17 protein-coding genes are annotated in these 17,174 nt (G+C 51.6%); 15 read left to right on the top strand and 2 right to left on the bottom strand.

The window, feature by feature from the left end; translation table 11 throughout:
• Positions 1-13: 13 nt before the first annotated feature.
• From npdG to QYE77_RS02230, 15 genes are all read left to right on the top strand, one after another.
• On the top strand, positions 14-706 hold the full coding sequence (gene npdG / locus QYE77_RS02300; RefSeq protein WP_315623731.1) for an NADPH-dependent F420 reductase: 693 nt from the start codon (positions 14-16) through the stop codon (positions 704-706).
• Between the two features lie 14 nt (positions 707-720).
• Complete coding sequence (gene cofE / locus QYE77_RS02295) at positions 721-1,494, top strand: coenzyme F420-0:L-glutamate ligase (protein ID WP_315623730.1); 774 nt, start codon at positions 721-723, stop codon at positions 1,492-1,494.
• A 9-nt stretch (positions 1,495-1,503) separates the two neighbouring features.
• Positions 1,504-2,451 carry a 2-phospho-L-lactate transferase gene (gene cofD, locus QYE77_RS02290; RefSeq protein ID WP_315623729.1) on the top strand — a complete coding sequence of 316 codons (948 nt, stop codon included), beginning with the start codon at positions 1,504-1,506 and terminating at the stop codon, positions 2,449-2,451.
• Positions 2,448-3,062, top strand: a complete 615-nt coding sequence (gene cofC / locus QYE77_RS02285; RefSeq protein WP_315623728.1) for a 2-phospho-L-lactate guanylyltransferase — start codon at positions 2,448-2,450, stop codon at positions 3,060-3,062. The genes cofD and cofC overlap by 4 nt, the downstream gene beginning before the upstream one ends.
• Positions 3,063-3,080: 18 nt before the next feature.
• Positions 3,081-4,076 (top strand): LLM class flavin-dependent oxidoreductase, encoded by a 996-nt coding sequence (locus QYE77_RS02280; RefSeq protein WP_315623727.1) that lies wholly within the window; start codon positions 3,081-3,083, stop codon positions 4,074-4,076.
• Between the two features lie 65 nt (positions 4,077-4,141).
• A complete protein-coding gene (locus tag QYE77_RS02275; protein ID WP_315623726.1) occupies positions 4,142-4,894 on the top strand; it encodes an FAD binding domain-containing protein in 753 nt (250 codons plus the stop codon).
• 20 nt (positions 4,895-4,914) lie between these two features.
• Complete coding sequence (locus tag QYE77_RS02270) at positions 4,915-7,929, top strand: molybdopterin-dependent oxidoreductase (protein WP_315623725.1); 3,015 nt, start codon at positions 4,915-4,917, stop codon at positions 7,927-7,929.
• A 13-nt stretch (positions 7,930-7,942) separates the two neighbouring features.
• Positions 7,943-8,743 (top strand): XdhC family protein, encoded by an 801-nt coding sequence (locus QYE77_RS02265; RefSeq protein ID WP_315623724.1) that lies wholly within the window; start codon positions 7,943-7,945, stop codon positions 8,741-8,743.
• Positions 8,744-8,755: 12 nt separating this feature from the next.
• The gene (locus QYE77_RS02260; protein ID WP_315623723.1) at positions 8,756-10,180 is read left to right on the top strand and encodes an FAD binding domain-containing protein; all 1,425 of its coding nucleotides are present in this window, start codon (positions 8,756-8,758) and stop codon (positions 10,178-10,180) included.
• The gene (locus QYE77_RS02255; protein WP_315623722.1) at positions 10,180-10,557 is read left to right on the top strand and encodes a hypothetical protein; all 378 of its coding nucleotides are present in this window, start codon (positions 10,180-10,182) and stop codon (positions 10,555-10,557) included. The genes QYE77_RS02260 and QYE77_RS02255 overlap by 1 nt, the downstream gene beginning before the upstream one ends.
• A 22-nt stretch (positions 10,558-10,579) precedes the next feature.
• The gene (locus tag QYE77_RS02250; RefSeq protein ID WP_315623721.1) at positions 10,580-12,802 is read left to right on the top strand and encodes a xanthine dehydrogenase family protein molybdopterin-binding subunit; all 2,223 of its coding nucleotides are present in this window, start codon (positions 10,580-10,582) and stop codon (positions 12,800-12,802) included.
• A 50-nt stretch (positions 12,803-12,852) separates the two neighbouring features.
• On the top strand, positions 12,853-13,674 hold the full coding sequence (gene yqeB / locus QYE77_RS02245) for a selenium-dependent molybdenum cofactor biosynthesis protein YqeB (protein ID WP_315623720.1): 822 nt from the start codon (positions 12,853-12,855) through the stop codon (positions 13,672-13,674).
• Positions 13,671-15,005, top strand: coding sequence for a selenium cofactor biosynthesis protein YqeC (gene yqeC / locus QYE77_RS02240; protein ID WP_315623719.1), 1,335 nt, complete (start codon positions 13,671-13,673; stop codon positions 15,003-15,005). Before yqeB ends, yqeC begins: the two co-directional genes overlap by 4 nt.
• A 7-nt stretch (positions 15,006-15,012) precedes the next feature.
• On the top strand, positions 15,013-15,636 hold the full coding sequence (locus QYE77_RS02235; RefSeq protein WP_315623718.1) for a nucleotidyltransferase family protein: 624 nt from the start codon (positions 15,013-15,015) through the stop codon (positions 15,634-15,636).
• Positions 15,637-15,677: 41 nt separating this feature from the next.
• Complete coding sequence (locus tag QYE77_RS02230; protein ID WP_315623717.1) at positions 15,678-16,541, top strand: aminotransferase class IV; 864 nt, start codon at positions 15,678-15,680, stop codon at positions 16,539-16,541.
• Here the strand turns inward: QYE77_RS02230 and QYE77_RS02225 are convergent.
• Complete coding sequence (locus QYE77_RS02225; protein WP_315623716.1) at positions 16,530-16,832, bottom strand: putative signal transducing protein; 303 nt, start codon at positions 16,830-16,832, stop codon at positions 16,530-16,532. The two genes, QYE77_RS02230 and QYE77_RS02225, sit on opposite strands and share 12 nt — an antisense overlap.
• Positions 16,832-17,170 carry a hypothetical protein gene (locus QYE77_RS02220; RefSeq protein ID WP_315623715.1) on the bottom strand — a complete coding sequence of 113 codons (339 nt, stop codon included), beginning with the start codon at positions 17,168-17,170 and terminating at the stop codon, positions 16,832-16,834. The genes QYE77_RS02225 and QYE77_RS02220 overlap by 1 nt, the downstream gene beginning before the upstream one ends.
• Between the last annotated feature and the right edge of the window lie 4 nt (positions 17,171-17,174).

Raw genomic sequence — 17,174 nt, 5'->3', positions numbered from 1 at the left:
GAGTCTTGAAGACATGACGGAAGGATTTCAGAACACCCCACAGCGGACCATTGCCATTATCGGCGGTACGGGAAAAGAAGGGAAAGGATTAGCCTATCGTTGGGCTCGTTTTGGGCACCAGGTGATCATCGGATCGCGTCAGGAGGCAAAAGCACAGGCAGCGGCCAGCGACATCAATCAGTTATTGGGTTCGAAGGGTCGTCCAGTGATCGGAATGAGCAATGAGCAAGCGGCAGAACGGGCCGAGATTGTGGTGTTAACTGTGCCCTATGCAGCTCATCGTGATATGTGCGAGTTTATCAAACCCTATGTCCAGGGCAAAATCGTGATTGACGTCACGGTACCTTTAGTTCCCCCCAAGGTGACCAAAGTACAGATGCCACCAGATGGAAGCGCCACCATGGAGGCGCAGCGCATTCTGGGTGAGAATGTTCAGGTGGTGGCTGCTTTTCAAAACATTTCCTATGAGCACCTATTACACGATGAACCTGTAGAATGTGATGTACTGGTTTGCGGTGGGAACAAGGAAGCCCGAAACGTTGTACTTGACTTAGTCAAAGAGGCAGGGCTAGTAGGGTGGGATGCAGGCCCATCTGAGAACGCGGTAGTCGTCGAAGGGTTGACCTCCATCCTTATTGGCCTCAATAAACAATTTGGCGTTCAATCAGCGGGTATCCGCATTACCGGGGTGCCACGGCCTGACTGAGAGGCTATGACGTTATGAATGTTTCCATGACGTTGACCGCACTGCAGGGTATTCCGTTGATTCGCCCGGGCGATGATTTGGGTGAGATTTTGTGGTATGCATTAATGTCCAATGGAATTACGTTGCAGGATGGCGATATCCTGGTCATAGCCCAGAAGATTGTATCGAAGGCTGAGGGGCGCCTGGTCAACTTAAGCGAAATTACACCTTCGGCACAGGCGGAAGAATTGGCGCGGCTCACCAGTAAAGATGCCCGGTTTGTGGAATTGGTTTTACGAGAGAGCCGCGCCGTGTTGCGTTACCGCCCTGGGACACTTATTGTTGAACACCGATGGGGTTTTGTCTGTGCCAATGCGGGCATTGATCATTCCAATGTTGAAGGTCTTTATGGTAACCCCGAGGACTGGGTGCTTCTTTTACCCGAGGATCCAGATGCCTCGGCGCGGCGTATCCGAGCGGCTTTACGCGAACGCAGCGGGGTTAATCTTGGGGTGTTGATCATAGATTCGCATGGTCGAGCGTGGCGGTTAGGGACTGTGGGAGTCTGTATCGGTGTAGCGGGTGTACCAGCGCTGGTTGATTTACGAGGTCATCCCGATTTGTTTGGTTATCAATTGCGGGTTACACAAGTTGCCGCAGCGGATGAATTGGCTGCAGCGGCTTCACTGATCATGGGACAGGCGGATGAGAAACGTCCGGTTGTTCACGTGAGGGGGTTCCCATATCCACTGCGGGAGTCTTCGTTCTCGGAATTGCGCCGTCCCGAAGAGCAAGACTTGTTCCGGTAAGGGTGAGTCATGCGGGTGGTCGCCCTGGCAGGTGGAGTTGGTGGTGCGAAACTGGTGGATGGGCTGGCGCGTTGTGTTTCACCAGACCGCCTGACCGTTATCGTCAATACGGGGGATGACTTTCGGCATATGGGGCTGTACATTGCTCCCGATTTGGATACGGTTTGCTACACCCTGGCGGGAATGGCAAATCCGGAGACGGGCTGGGGGCGCGAAGGGGAAACCTGGACGGTCATGTCAGAGTTGGCGCGACTAGGTGGGCCAACTTGGTTCCGCCTTGGGGATCGTGATTTAGCCACGCATCTTGAACGGACGCGCCGTCTGCAAGAGGGGGAAAGCCTTTCCCAAATTGTGTCCGCATTTTGTCGCGCGTGGGGAATAATGGTCAAAGTTCTTCCTATGTCTGATGATCCCGTCGCCACGATTGTGATAACCCGACAGGATGAAGAACTTGGTTTTCAGGACTACTTTGTAGCCCAGAGATGCGAACCGGAAGTAAAAGCCTTTCGTTTTGAGGGAGTCTCAACCGCGCGTCCCGCGCCGGGTGTGCTTGATGCTCTAAGTGAAGCCAATTTGGTTATTATATGTCCCTCTAATCCATGGGTTAGCATTGGGCCAATACTTGCGGTGCCGGGGATTCGAGAGATGATTAGTCGAAAACCCGTTGTGGCAGTTTCACCCTTGATAGGTGGTCAGGCGTTAAAGGGACCTGCGGCAAAGATGTTCCGGGAAATGGGATGGCAACCGAGTCCGCTGGCAGTGGCGCATTATTATTCTGGCTTATTGCAAGGTTTGGTCATTGATGTTTCGGACATCGAATGGGCTGAGGAGATCAGGCAACTCGGTATAATACCTGAGATAACTGACATTGTAATGCACAATGTTCAGGATCGTGTTCGCCTGGCAAAAGAGGTTATGGCTTTTGGTCGAAAGATAGTGGAGACTCTCACGCTATGAGCACTTGGGCGATTGTTCCGGTTAAACCGATCTATCAAGGGAAGTCACGGTTAGCGGCTGTGTTATCCCAGCACGAACGAGTGCTTTTAAATCAGATGTTGTACGTGCATCTTCTGCAAGTATTGCAGGACGTGCAAGAGATCGAAGAAATTCTAGTTGTCAGCCGCGATTCTTCGATCCTCTCAACGGCGCGTCAGTATCGCGCGCGCACTTTACAGGAAGATGGACGCATCAATCTGAATCTGGCCCTTCGGCGTGCCACGGCCATGGCTCAAATTTATGCTGCCAGCGAGGTGTTGATCTTGCCGGTAGATTTACCGTTGGCGAGCCCCGAAGATATTAGGACAATCCTCAAATCGGCGCGCTTTGAACGGGGTATTGTGATTGTGCCTGATCGTCACTCGCGAGGTACCAATGCATTGCTGGTTCGACCGCCAGGAGCATTAGAGTATCAGTTTGGAAATAATTCATTCGAAGCTCATTGTCGCCAGGCGCACCAAAAAGGGTTAGAGGTTCGGACCTTGGAATTGCCTTCAATTGCGTTCGACCTGGATTGGCCCGAAGATTTGGAGTACTGGCGCGAACACCAAATGAATCCACTCACTCTATAATTACCCCAGGAGGAAATCATGGAACGAGTAGCACTTTACTTACAAGATGCTCATGATCTGCGCGAAGGGTTGGAATTTGTTCGTTATGCTGAGCAGCGGGGTTTCGAAGCCGTGTGGCAAGCCGAAAGCCGTCTGGTAAGGGATGCCATTGTGCCCATGGCGGCGTATGCTGCGGTCACTGAACGGATTAAGATCGGCTCCGGTGTAATCAATAACTGGACGCGGAACATTGGCTTGTTGGCAGCGACCTTTCTAACCTTAGATGATTTAGCGCCCAATCGAATCATTTGTGGTATTGGCGCCTGGTGGGATCCTTTAGCGCGCAATGTGGGCATTGAACGTAAAAAGCCGTTGGTAGCCATGCGTGAGACGGTGACTGTGTTGCGTCGCCTGCTCAATATGGAACGGGTTACGTTTCATGGAGAATTTATCCATGTGGAAGGGATTGAACTGGATGTCGTCCATGGACGGCGCGAACCGCGCAATGTACCAATCATGATCGGCGCCACTGGAGATCAAATGATGGAATTGGCTGGCGAGATTGCCGATGGGGTGGTGCTCAATTATTGCGTGCCCCCAGAGTATAACTATCGGGCGATGGAATTGCTAGATAAAGGCGCTAAGAAGGCTGGACGTCGGGTGGATGATTTAGACCGACCGCAACTAATTGTGTGCTCGGTAGACCCGGATCATGATCGTGCGATTGATACGACGCGCGAACTGCTGTGTCAGTATTTGGCCCAGCAACCCCATATTGCAAAAGCCTCTGGGGTTTCACCCGATGTCGTAGCGGAAATTCAAAGCATCTTGGGCTGGCCGGCTACCCATGAGCAGATCCAAAAGGCCAAGCACCTGGTTCCAGAAGACTTGATTTATCGCATTACGGCTTCGGGTACTCCAGAAGAAGCCAAAGCCAAGGTCAAGGAATATCTCAAGACTGGGGCAACCTGCCCGATTTTATATCCGGTTGGTGGAGACTATAAACTCCTCATTGATACCTTTGCTCAGATTTAAGGCTTTGCTTTTGCAGATCGGCCACCTGGGCTTCCCGGGTGGCCCTCAATCAAGGAGGGTTGGTCATGATCGTTGAGTATCATCGTCCCAAAACATTAAATGAGGCATTGGCGTTATTGCAACGCCCACATCCTCTTACCATTCCGTTAGGGGGTGGGGTAACGGTGAGCCGTATGAAAGAACCGGATTGTGCGGTGGTTGACCTGCAAGACTTGGGTTTGAATCAAATTATCTCTCAAGGTAACCTGGTAAAGATTGGGGCTACCGTTACCTTGCAACAACTGGTAGAGTGTGAGGGGCTTCAACCCGATCTGATCCTGGCGGCCCGTAAGGAGACAACTTACAACCTGCGCCAACGTGCTACTATTGCGGGGAGTATTGTGACCGGTGATGGTCGCTCACATCTGCTAAGTGCTTTATTGGCGCTGGACGCGATATTGATTTGGGCGCCGGGGGAACAACAAATGTCTTTGGGCGATTTTTTGGCGTTACGGGGAGTGCGTTCCCCAGATGCGGTATTGATAACAGAAATTCGTGTAGCCAATAACCTCCAACTGAAATATGAATATGTTGCCCGTACACCAGAAGACCGCCCAATCCTTTTAATCGCTGTAGCCAAATGGCCTTCTGGACGAACTCGGGTAGTCGTGGGAGGTTTTGGCAAAGCACCTGGCCTGGTGGTGGATGGACCGGATGCTGGTGGGGCACAAATGGCACTCCGTGCGATGTTGCAAGACGCAGAGGACGAGTGGGCAAGCGCCACCTACCGTCAAGAGGTTGCTCAAGTACTACTGAAACGGTGCTTGAGTGCGCTATGAGGTCTTAAGAGGAGGGAGCCATGCAGATAAAACTTTGGGTCAATGGCGTAGAACAAGAATGGCATGTAACTCCTAATGAAACATTATTGGCTGCATTGCGTCGTCATGGTTATTATGGTGTAAAGGACGGTGGTTGTCAGCATGGCGAATGCGGCGCTTGTGCGGTGTTATTGGATGGTGTACCGACTAATACGTGTGTCATGTTGGCGGCTCAAGCCGATGGACATCGCATTGAAACGATTGAGGGGATGGGGAAACACCCTGATTTGGGGTGGCGGAAAACGGAGGGTTTGCATCCTATTCAACAAGCGCTGGTGGAGAGCGGCGCGATTCAATGCGGTTACTGTACTCCTGCCATTGCCCTTGCAGCCAAATCTCTGTTGGATCGTAATCCAAAGCCGACCGAAGACGAAGTTCGGGAGGCCATATCGGGCGTGCTATGTCGTTGTACCGGGTATCTGAAACCGGTGCAGGCAATCCTACGCGCTGCGGCGATAATGCGTGGTGAACAGGTGCCTCCGATTGAGGGTGAGGTCGAAACTTTAGCGTTTCCAACCGATTGGCCGGGTTCGGGTGAGGATACCCCAATAGCAAAATCCGGATCGACGCCTTCACCTATGGTGCGTACCCAGGTGATGCCGCGCATCTGGACAGTCATGCGTCCGGAGCGGCAAGCAATGCAGCGGGTCGGCAAACCCGAGATTAAAGTGGATGCAGTTAAACTAGTCCAAGGTAAACCGGCCTTTGCCGCCGACATCGAGATGAGGGGCATGTTAATTGCCAAGGTTTTGCATAGCCCAGTGGCTCATGCCCGGATAAAGCGGATCGATGTTTCGAAGGCACGTGCGCTGCCCGGTGTTGCGGCAGTACTAACCTATAAGGATATTCCGCGCGTTCCATATTCCACTGCCGGCCAATCTGATCCTATCCCTGGCCCATTGGATACTTTCTCATTAGATGAGAAAGTGCGGTTTGTGGGGGATCGTGTGGCGTTCGTGGCGGCCGAAACCGAGGAAATTGCCGAACAAGCCCTTAAGTTGATAGAAGTGGAATATGAACCACTTCCGGCAATATTAGATCCGGCGGATGCGTTGAAAGAGGGGGCGCCGATCATTCATGACGAACCCGATTATGTAAACTTCGCCGAGTCGGATCCAAAACGTAACCTTGCCGCCCAGATCCGAATAGACATCGGCGATGTCGAAAAGGGTTTCCAGGAAGCCGATCGCATTTATGAGGCTGAGTACGAGGTTCCCAAGGTTCAACAGTCTCACATTGAGCCTCATGTCGTCGTTACCTATTGGGATGAGGATGATCGTTTGGTGATTCGCACCAGCACCCAGGTGCCATTCCACGTACGCCGTATCTTGGCGCCAGTGCTAGGTCTGCCGGTTAAGCGAATTCGAGTGATTAAACCACGCATTGGCGGCGGCTTTGGCGGAAAACAAGAAGTGCTCATTGAGGATGTGGCAGCTCATCTGACCATTGCAACCGGCCGCCCTGTGATGTACGTTTATACCCGCGAAGAAGAATTCACGGCAGCACGTTCGCGTCATCCTATGCGAATACGGATGAAAACCGGGGTTAAACTGGATGGCACGATTACGGCTAACGCGATGTATGTGCTGAGTGATACCGGCGCTTATGGCTGTCATGGTTTGACGGTCACTGGGAACACAGGGCACAAGGCGATGGCGCTGTACGTCGGTGATGGAGAGTATCGCAAGGCGCCAAATATCCGCTTCTACGCAGATGTGGTTTACACCAACAAACCGCCTTCCGGTGCGTTTCGGGGCTATGGTGTCCCTCAGGGGTTCTGGGCAGTTGAGCGCCATATGGAACGCATAGCCCGCGATTTGGGTTTAGATCCGATTGCGTTTCGCTTGAAGAATGCCATTCGTGCCGGTGAGTTGCATCCGTTCAGCACGGCGTGGAGCGAAGGACGTGAGCCCCGTCCGGAGATCATTCATACAGTTGGTTTGGAGGAATGCGTCGCCCAGGGCAAAGCTGTTATCGGCTGGGATCAAAAGTTTGGAAACCCGGAGTGGCATCAGGTACCAGGAAAACCCCACTTGCGCCGTGGTATTGGTGTGGCAATGGTTATGCAGGGAACGGCTATCCCATACCTGGATATGGGAGGCGCCTCAATAAAGATGAACGATGATGGTTCATTCAACTTGATGGTCGGAGCGACCGATTTAGGCACCGGTTCGGATACTGTGTTAGCGCAGATGGCAGCAGAGGTTTTGGGGGTACCCCTTGAGGATATTATTGTCTATTCCTCCGATACCGATTTCACCCCCTTTGATAAGGGTGCTTATGCCTCTAGCACGACGTATATCTCCGGCGCGGCAGTCGTAAAAGCGGCTCAACAAGCGGCAGAGCGAATTCGGATCCGAGCAGCGAAGATGCTGAACGAGCAGGGTAATGGCCACGGCACAGTGAAACCTGAGGAAATTCGCTTGGCCGACCGCAAGGCAATTGCCCCAGATGGACGTTTCGTGACCATGGAAGAGATTGCACTCAATAGCCTACACCACGCCGATCAAGAGCAAATTATGGGCATTGGCTCTTATGTTTCTCCGGTTGCCCCCCCGCCCTTCGCGGCTCAATTTGCCGAGGTAACCGTAGATATCGAAACCGGCCAGGTGACGGTGGATCGGTTGGTGATGGCGGTGGATTCTGGGGTAATCGTCAACCCGATCACGGCTTCTGGGCAAATTGAGGGGGGCATGACCCAAGCCTTAGGGTACGCGGTTTGCGAAGAACTCAAATATGACGAACAAGGGCGTCCGCGCGAAAAAGACTGGCTAAATTATCATATCTTCCGCGCCAACGAGATGCCGAAGTTGGAGACCATCTTTGTTGAGACATTTGAACCCTCTCATCCGTTTGGCGTTAAGGCTGTAGCAGAGATTCCAATGGATGGCGTGGCGCCGGCCGTCGCAAACGCAGTTCTCGATGCATGCGGTGCTGATATTCTGGATAATCCATTGACTCCGGAAAAGGTCTGGCGCGTGTTGAAACAGAAATAAGGTTGGTTGGGCTATGAATGAAGAGATTTATCGGGAAGTGGTCAACTTGGCGGAAAAGGGCGAGGCTGGGGCTCTGTGCACGATTGTTTATGCACGGGGCTCCACGCCTCGCCACACCGGAAGTAAAATGTTAGTGTATGCCGATGGTCACTTCATAGGTACCGTCGGCGGTGGTGAATTAGAGAGTCGAGTTATAAAAGAAGCGCTGGCGGCTATCCAGGATGGACGGGCTCGCTTGTTGCGGTATGATATGGTTGATCCCCAGCGGGGCGATCCTGGGGTTTGCGGTGGCCAATTGGAGGTTTATGTGGAACCGATTCTCCCCAAACCGATGATCGTTGTTATTGGGGGAGGCCACGTAGGAAAGGCCGTGGTTCACTTGGCGAAATGGCTCGGCTTTCGAGTTGCAGTTTGTGATGATCGCCCAGAATTTTGTAACCCCGAATTTAACCCTGAAGCGGACGAATTCTATCCGGTGCCCATGGCCGAATTACCGCAGCACCTGCGCATCCACTCGCAAACCTATCTTATCCTTACGACGCGTGGTAGCGCTGTGGATGTGGAAGGCTTACCTGCACTTCTGGAAACCTCGGCAGCATACATTGGTGTCATTGGGTCAAAGCGCCGTTGGGCGGTAACGCGCAAGACGCTATTGGAGCGTGGTGTTTCAGAAGACTCGCTTAATCGTGTAGTTTCGCCGATTGGGTTGGAAATAAATGCTGAAACCCCTGAAGAAATTGCTGTAAGTATCATGGCCGAAATCATCATGTTACGCAACGGTGGTAACGGAAAGCGGATGAAAGAAAACCAATAAGGAGGAATCCCTATGTGGCAGACCTATGTCAGCGCGGCATCTTTAGATGATGCATTAAGAGTTTTGGCTGAAAAACGCGAAAAAGCGCGTGTGGTAGCCGGTGCAACCGATCTTATTTTAGAGATAGAACGGGGTGTTCGTAAAGGCATTGAAACCCTGGTTGATATAACTCGTATTCCTAAATTGGATCAGATTGTCCTGGACGAGGATGGCAACCTGCATTTAGGACCACTGGTAACTCATAATCACTGTGTGGCTTCTAAATTAATCCGAGAATACGCACTGCCATTAGCCCAGGCGACTTGGGAAGTGGGGTCGCCTCAGATTCGCAACCGTGGCACAATCGCCGGGAACCTCATTACTGCTTCGCCCGCAAATGACACAATTACCCCCCTTATGGCTTTAGATGCCAAGGTGCGTTTGCGCTCATTACGTGGCGAGCGCGTGGTGGCGCTGAAAGATTTTTACACCGGGGTTCGGCGAACAGTGCTTGAACCGGATGAAATGCTTGTGGATATTGTTTTCCCGGCGCTAAAAGCCAATCAACGCGGAATCTTCTTAAAATATGCCCTGCGCCGGGCGCAAGCCATATCGGTAGTCAATGCGGCTATCGTGTTGACTTTTGAAAATCAACGGGTGAACAAGGCAGCCATCACATTAGGCGCCGTAGCCCCAACGATTATACACGCTACTGAAGCAGAAGCCTATCTGGTGGGTAAGTCGCTCGATTCGGAAACGATACAACGTGCGGCTGAGTTGGCCATGCAAGCAGCGCGCCCTATTTCAGATATCCGCGGATCAGCCGAATATCGGCGTTATATGGTGGGAGTTTTGATCCGACGCGGGTTAACTGCCATTGCTCAAGGGCAAGAACGGGGCAATTTGCCCGATATGCCTGTTTTGTTGTGGGGAAAGAGCAGTCCCAATTCGAATGGTTTAACTAAAACGATTGTTCATACTCATAATACTCCCATTCAAACCGTTATCAATGGTAAACACTACGAATTCAGCACCGGTCAAAACAAAACCCTTTTACGGCTCTTGCGCGAGGAAGCAGGCCTCATTGGTACTAAAGAGGGCTGCGCAGAAGGGGAATGTGGTGCATGTACCGTTTTCTTAGATGGGGTTGCCGTGATGAGTTGTATGGTTCCAGCGGTGCGGGCACATCAGGCTGAAATCCGCACCATTGAAGGTATTGCAGAGGGTGATCGCTTACATCCGGTGCAACAAGCGTTTGTGGAGGAAGGTGCGGTTCAATGCGGCTATTGTACACCTGGGTTCATCATGTCGGCGGTTAAACTGCTGGAAGAAAAACCGCGCCCTTCGATTGAGGACATTCAGTATGCGATTACTGGCAATTTGTGCCGGTGCACGGGATACTATAAGATCATTCAGGCCATTGAGCGGGCAGCGGAGCAACATGAGGAGAGGGTGTGATGGGTAAATATACCGACTACAAACGCCAACCGTCCATGAGCGAGCGTGAAGCCAGCACAAAATTGCACCCTATTTGGCAGGGGGTGGGTTTTGGACTGATGATTCTCACGCCGTTACTGGGTTATTTTGGGGCTTTAGTCCTGCTGGAAGAAAACTCGCGTCGCAATTGGGTTACGATCCCAGCAGATCTATTAGCCCCTGGGAAAGACCCGTTGTTGTTTGCGAAAATTATTCTAACGGTGGCGTTGATGTTGGTTATCTTTACCGTTTTTCAATTATTCACTTATGTGCTCTATCGCCTATTCGGTCCTTCGCGTTACGGGCCTCTAGATGTACCCCCGGTCTCATATCCGAAACGCCGAAAAAAGCAGCGCTGAGCCGTAGTTTGGAGGTCACTTTATGAACACATATATTGGGCAATCTGTGACTCGGGTGGATGCAATCGCAAAAGTTAAAGGTGAGGCACTCTACCCGGGCGATTTCAATTTTCCTAATCAGGCTTATATGAAAATTCTTTTCGCTAACCGCCCACATGCACGCATTCGGTCAATTGATGTTTCAGAAGCATTGAGCATGGAAGGGGTTATAGCCGTCTTTACCGCAGCAGATGTTCCCGTTAATGAATATGGCCTGATTATGCCTGATCAACCGGTGTTATGCGGGCCAGGTTCAAATAAGCCGTATGCGGATCGCGTGCGTTTTATCGGTGATCAAGTCGCATTGGTGGTGGCGGAAAACGAAGCCATTGCCGAAAAGGCCCTCCAGGCCATTCGCGTGGAGTATGAAGATTTACCGGTGGTTACCGATCCGCGCGAGGCAATGAAAGAGAATGCCCCTTTGCTACACCCCGATAAGGGCTCTAACGTTTTCTGCCGCTATCGTATCCGCAAAGGTGATGTTGAAAAAGCCTTTGCCCAAGCCGATGTGATTGTCGAAGGTTATTATGAGACCCCGTTTCAAGAACATGCTTATCTGCAACCCGAGGCGGGGGTGGCTTATATTGATGAGGAAGGACGAGTTACCGTAGTTGTCGCCGGGCAATGGACGCATGAAGATCGCGAGCAAATCGCTCATGCGCTCAATTTGCCTGAGGATCAAGTACGAGTCATTTACCCGGCCATTGGCGGAGCCTTTGGTGGGCGCGAGGATATGTCGGTACAAATTGTGTTAGCGTTGGCTGCTTGGCGACTGTATCAGCGGGGCATTAACCGCCCGGTGAAAATTGTTTGGTCGCGTGAAGAGTCTATCATCGGGCATCATAAACGTCATCCCTATTACATCCGGGCCAAGTGGGGTGCCAACCGTGAAGGTAAAGTCATCGCTGCAGAGGTAGAACTAATTGCAGATGGTGGGGCTTATGCCTACACCTCGACAAAAGTTTTAGGCAACGCAACCCTGCTCTGCACGGGGGCTTATAACATTCCAAATGTAAAAGTGGATTCCTACGCGGTTTATACCAACAATATTCCCACTGGTGCTTTCCGTGGCTTTGGAGGTCCTCAGGCGATCTTTGCGGCTGAATCCCAGATGAATAAATTGGCTGAAGCCTTGGGAATGGATCCGGTTGAGATTAGGATGCGAAATCTTTTGGATGAAGGCGATTTGCTCTCAGTAGGGACCCCGCTTCCCAAAGGGGTCAGCATTAAACAAGTGGTTGAAACTTGCGCACTTGCGGCGGGATGGGAAAAAACGGAGCAAGGTTGGCAGCGCCCAACAGGATATGTGTGGCAAGTTGAGGGTTCACCTAACCTGCGCCGCGCGATAGGGTTTGCGTGTGGTTTCAAAAATGTGGGTTTCTCCTTTGGCGCACCGGAAAATTGTTGGGCGATTATAGAGTTGGAAGGTGGAGCAGAAATTGAAAAGGCTACCCTTTACCATGCAGGCGCTGATGTTGGGCAGGGGGCACATACGGTATTCGTTCAAATGGCTGCCGAGGCATTGGGGGTGCCAATTGAAAAAGTCTCGTTGGTAGCATCGGACACCGCTTATACCCTCAATTCCGGAAGCGCCTCAGCATCGCGGATGACTTTCATGGCGGGTAATGCCATTCGAGGGGCGGCTGAACTCGCACTGGAAAAATGGCGAAACGAAGAACGCCCAGCGCGAGCCGTTTATCAATATCGGCCACCTAAGACAACCCCTTTGGATCCAGAAACGGGTAAATCGGAGCCAAATTTTGCTTACGGATACGTTGCCGAAGCCGTTGAGGTAGAAGTGGATCTCGAAACTGGGCAAGCACGTTTGGTCAATGTGTGGTGCGCCGACGATGTGGGAAAAGCGGTCAATCCACAGCAAGTGCAGGGGCAAATCGAGGGGGCGGTGGTACAGGCAGCGGGCTATGCCCTGTTGGAAAACTTCATTACTCAAGAGGGTCAGGTACTGACCAAGACCCTTTCGACTTATCTGATCCCTACTGTGTTGGACATTCCGGAGCAGATTGAATCGCTTATTGTCGAAATTCCTGATCCAATTGGCCCTTGGGGCGCGCGTGGCATGGCAGAGATGCCCTATTTACCCTTAGCACCGGCGATTTCTGCAGCGTTGCGCCAGGCCACCGGAAGGTGGTATGACGCTTTTCCTTATACCCCCGAACGAGTCCGTCAGGGATTGGAAACGAAGTAAACACCTGGGGACGGGATTTCCCGTCCCCTCTGTCAAAGAGGAATTGCGTAATGCCGTTACGGGTTTTGGTGCGCGGTGGTGGTGATCTGGGAAGCGGCGTGGTGATGCGGTTGCACCAGGCTGGCTTCTGGGTTTTGGTGACTGAATTAGAAAAGCCTCTAGTTGTACGGCGTAAAGTGGCTTTTGCCGAGGCCATTTATGCCGGAGTCACCCATGTGGAGGAAATCTTAGCACACCGGGTTGCCACTGCGGAGGAAGCCCGAGAATGCTTTTTGCGCGGTGATGTACCGGTGATGGTAGACCCAGAGGCAAAAGCACGTTTTTGGTTCAAACCCCATGTGCTTGTGGATGCCCGTCTAACCAAAAAGGGTTCAGATTTGCCTCACCCTGCCGCGCCATTGGTGATCGGAATTGGCCCCGGTTTTGTAGCCGGCCAAGATTGCCATGTGGTTATAGAGTCCATGCGAGGGCATACGCTGGGGCGCCTTTATTGGGAAGGTAGTACTGAACCGGATACAGGAATTCCCGAGAGCGTAGGGGGGTATGATGCTCAGCGAGTATTGCGGGCACCGGTGGCAGGGGTTTTAACCGCTTGTGTTGAAATTGGCGATCTAGTTAAGCAAGGTCAACCGATCGCTACCATAAACGGGCATAAAGTTCTTGCTCCTTTTGATGGTGTGGTTCGGGGTTTGGTGGCAGATGGGCTGTATGTAACCCAGGGGATGAAAATCGGGGATGTGGATCCACGGCAGAATCCTAAGTACTGTTACCTGGTTTCAGATAAATCCTTAGCAATTGGTGGGGCTGCCCTGACGGCCATCCTCTCAGTTTCGACTCTTAGATCTGTTCTTTATAGTGATGACTGGGCATGAATTTAAAGCATGCCTTAAGAATTTCTGAACGTTCTAAAGTGGCGTTGGTTGGCGCCGGGGGTAAAACGACCACGCTGTTCGCTCTCGCCCGTTCCTTGGAAGGATCTGTCATTCTCACTAACAGTGCTCATCTAGGCCGTTCTCAGGCCGCACTAGCCGATTATCATGTGATCGTTGAATCACGCGAAGAGGTAGACGAAATCTTTGCCTCCCTGGGGGATGGAGTCACGCTAATTACAGGGGTTGAACGAGAAAGTGGACGACTCATCGGTCTAACGCCTGATGTATTAAACCAGGTATACTCTCATGCCGAAAGGTTAAATCTTCCGGTTATTATTGAAGCCGATGGCTCGCGGATGCGTCCACTTAAAGCCCCTGCAGAGCATGAACCCCCCATTCCCGATTGGGTAGATACAGTTATAGTGGTTTGTGGTCTCTCGGGGTTAGGCAAACCTTTGAATGACTCTACTGTCTTTCGTCCCGAAATTTTTAGCCAACGGGCGGGTTTGCCTCTTGGTCAGCCAGTAACACCTACCGCTTTGATCGCATATCTACTACACCCCCAAGGTGGCTTGAAAAATATTCCGCAGCATGCGCGCCGAATAGTACTTTTTAACCAGTGGGACGAATGCAAACCGGAGGATCAAACTCTTCTTTTGCAAAATGTGCCGCTCCTTCATGAATCTTATGATGCGGTTGTGTTGGGTAATGTCATTCATGGCGGTGAGGATGCTGTTGTCGCCGTTTATGAGCCTATTGCGGGCATAGTTCTAGCAGCGGGGGCATCCCAGCGGCTTGGGATTCCTAAGCAGTTATTGTCGTGGAAGGGGAAACCCCTTATCCGATGGATTGTGGAAACTGCCTTAGGTGCACACCTTTCTCCGGTGATTGTGGTGGTAGGGGCTTGGATTGAACCCATCCAGCAAGTGCTGGCTGACCTGCCAGTGCGTATTGTGGTCAACCCCAGATGGCCCAACGGAGTTTCTACCTCGGTGGCGTGTGGCCTGGAGGCATTACCAAAGGGTGTCGGAGGAGCAGTCTTTTTGTTAAGTGATCAGCCCTATCTTTCTGTGGAACTTATACGCGCTCTCAGAGACCAACATGCGCACACGCTAGCGCCAATTGTAGCTCCCTTTGTTAGAGGGCATCGCGCTAATCCAGTTTTATTCGATCAAGTAACCTTTCCTGCGTTAAGGCAGTTGCAAGGTGATGTAGGAGGAAGGGCGATTTTCGGTCAGTTCCCGGTATTACCCTTGGAATGGTTTGATGAGCGTGTTCTATTGGATATTGACCAACCTGAGGATTGGGAGCAAGTTCAGAGAATGGGGTAAGGAGGCTATGGGAGCAGGGGTGAAGATCGGTGCAGTGGTTTTGGCTGCCGGGCTCTCGCGGCGGATGGGGGCACCGAAACTCTTGTTGCCCTGGGGGGAGCGTAAAGTGCTGGAGCACGTCGTCGTGACGCTGTGGGAGGCAGGGATAAAGAGTATTGAGGTTGTTACAGGAGGATATCGCGAGCAAGTGGAAAATTTATTGAAGGCGTTGTCCTTTCCCATTCAATGGGTACACAATCCCGAGTTTGCGGAAGGGGAGATGATTTCGTCCCTGAAAGTAGGGCTCACACACCTTCCCCAAGATCTTGAGGCAGCGCTGATCGTTTTGGGCGATCAACCTCAAATTCAGCAAGATGTTATTACTCAATTGGTCAAGCGGTATACCGAGCAAAAATCACTGCTGGTTGTGCCGAGTTACCAGATGCGGCGGGGGCATCCCTGGCTGGTGGATCGTCGTTTATGGAGCGAACTCATTACATTACCGGCGGAACAAACTTTACGGGATTTTCTTGCCCGTCACGCGGATGAAATTGATTATCTAGTTGTCAACACTCCAAGCGTCATCCAGGATTTGGATACGCCAGAAGATTATGAGCAGATGAAACCTCCCCATTCTTCGGGGGCAGATTAGGGCTATAATAAGGCCAATTTAGTCTCTGAGGTTGGTTGGCAATGGGGATGGTTTCGATCTGGTTTTTGGATCTTAAGACATTGCAACTAAAAAATTTGGGACAGCGGGAAGGAACGCTGGATGCTATTACGCTTGAGTTTCCACCCGGGGCATATACCACATTTCGTACGTTTCGGGGGTATTATGCCCTAGCCCTGGAAACACACTTTCAGCGCTTAGAGAGAACGGCATTTTTACAGGGTTATTCTATATCTTTACCCCGGGAGGCACTTCGGTTGGGTATTTACACGGCGATTACTCATGCGGGTATGAGTGAAAATTATCGAGTGCGCTTACTTGTGCCTGTGGCTGAGGAAATACCGGGGTGTTACATCTTGGTTGAACCGTTGGCAGTTCCTGCGGATTGGCTTTTTCAAGAAGGTGCCTGGGCAATCACTCGGATTCTAACCCGCCATCAGCCCGAGGCTAAATCCAGTCAGTTTATTCACCAAACAGTTTCGTTTCGGGAACAGGAATTAAAACAACATCCCCGAATCAACGAAATCTTAATGGTCAATGTGCAGGGGGAGATATTAGAAGGCTTATCGAGTAACTTTTTTGCGGTGAAGAAAGGGCAAATTTTTACGGCGGGCAAAGATATACTGCCAGGTGTGACGCGTTCGATAGTTATCAATACAACTCAGCGGGCGGGGTTTCCGATCCTCTTTTGCCCGATAACCATTAACGACTTAGGAACAATTGAGGAAGCATTTATCACCAGCAGCAGTCGCGGGGTATTGCCGATAGTGCGAGTAGATAAGCGTGACATTGGAAATGGCTACCCAGGTTTGATAACGCAAACCATCGCGCGCTTATATGATCTAAGTGTGGATCGGATGATTGAGCCCATTTATTTAGTGAGGTGAGGCGGGGTCAGATGGCGTTTCATCGAGATCAACCTCGTCCTCTTCTGAGGCGTTGGTTTCGCCACGGTCCATCGCCGCGAGAAGTGCCCGGGCTTCGGCCGCTTGCGCGGAGGGAACAAAAATCCGAACTTCGCCGAGCGGTCCGACAGTTAACCCGTAGACTGCCCCGGCGCTTTCTTGATACAACACTACGGTGAAGCCGGCGGCCTCCAGGAAACCACGAATAATGTCGGCATGGAGGCGACCGTTGGCACGGTAGACTTCTTCATAGCCAGGTGGGTTAGGGGGCATCAGGACTCTCTTTCTTGTAGAACCTCGTTAATCAATGAACCAATTGTGTCCAATTGTTGCTTGGCTTTAATTAGAAGGCGGAAAAAACGGACATCTTCGGGATCGAGGGAAGTTTCAAGTTGCCTGATCGCTGTTTCAAGCCGCTCGGCATGAGGGTAAGCTTCGCTCTTAGGATGACCTTGGAGCGCTGCGACGCTCTGCGTGGCTATAAAAGCGGCATAATCTTGGAATTGCTCATAAGCCCGACGGCACAGTAGGCAATGCGTTGGCTCATCCAGGTGAACCGTCTTTTGCTGGATAATGGCTTTGCGTAGCCGTAAAATGGCCGATTCTTTCATTCCT

The sequence above is a fragment of the Thermanaerothrix solaris genome (assembly GCF_032334255.1).
Taxonomy (GTDB): domain Bacteria; phylum Chloroflexota; class Anaerolineae; order Anaerolineales; family Anaerolineaceae; genus Thermanaerothrix; species Thermanaerothrix solaris.
Note: the sequence above shows the minus strand (reverse complement) of the source record. Positions and strands in the feature narration are given on the sequence as shown.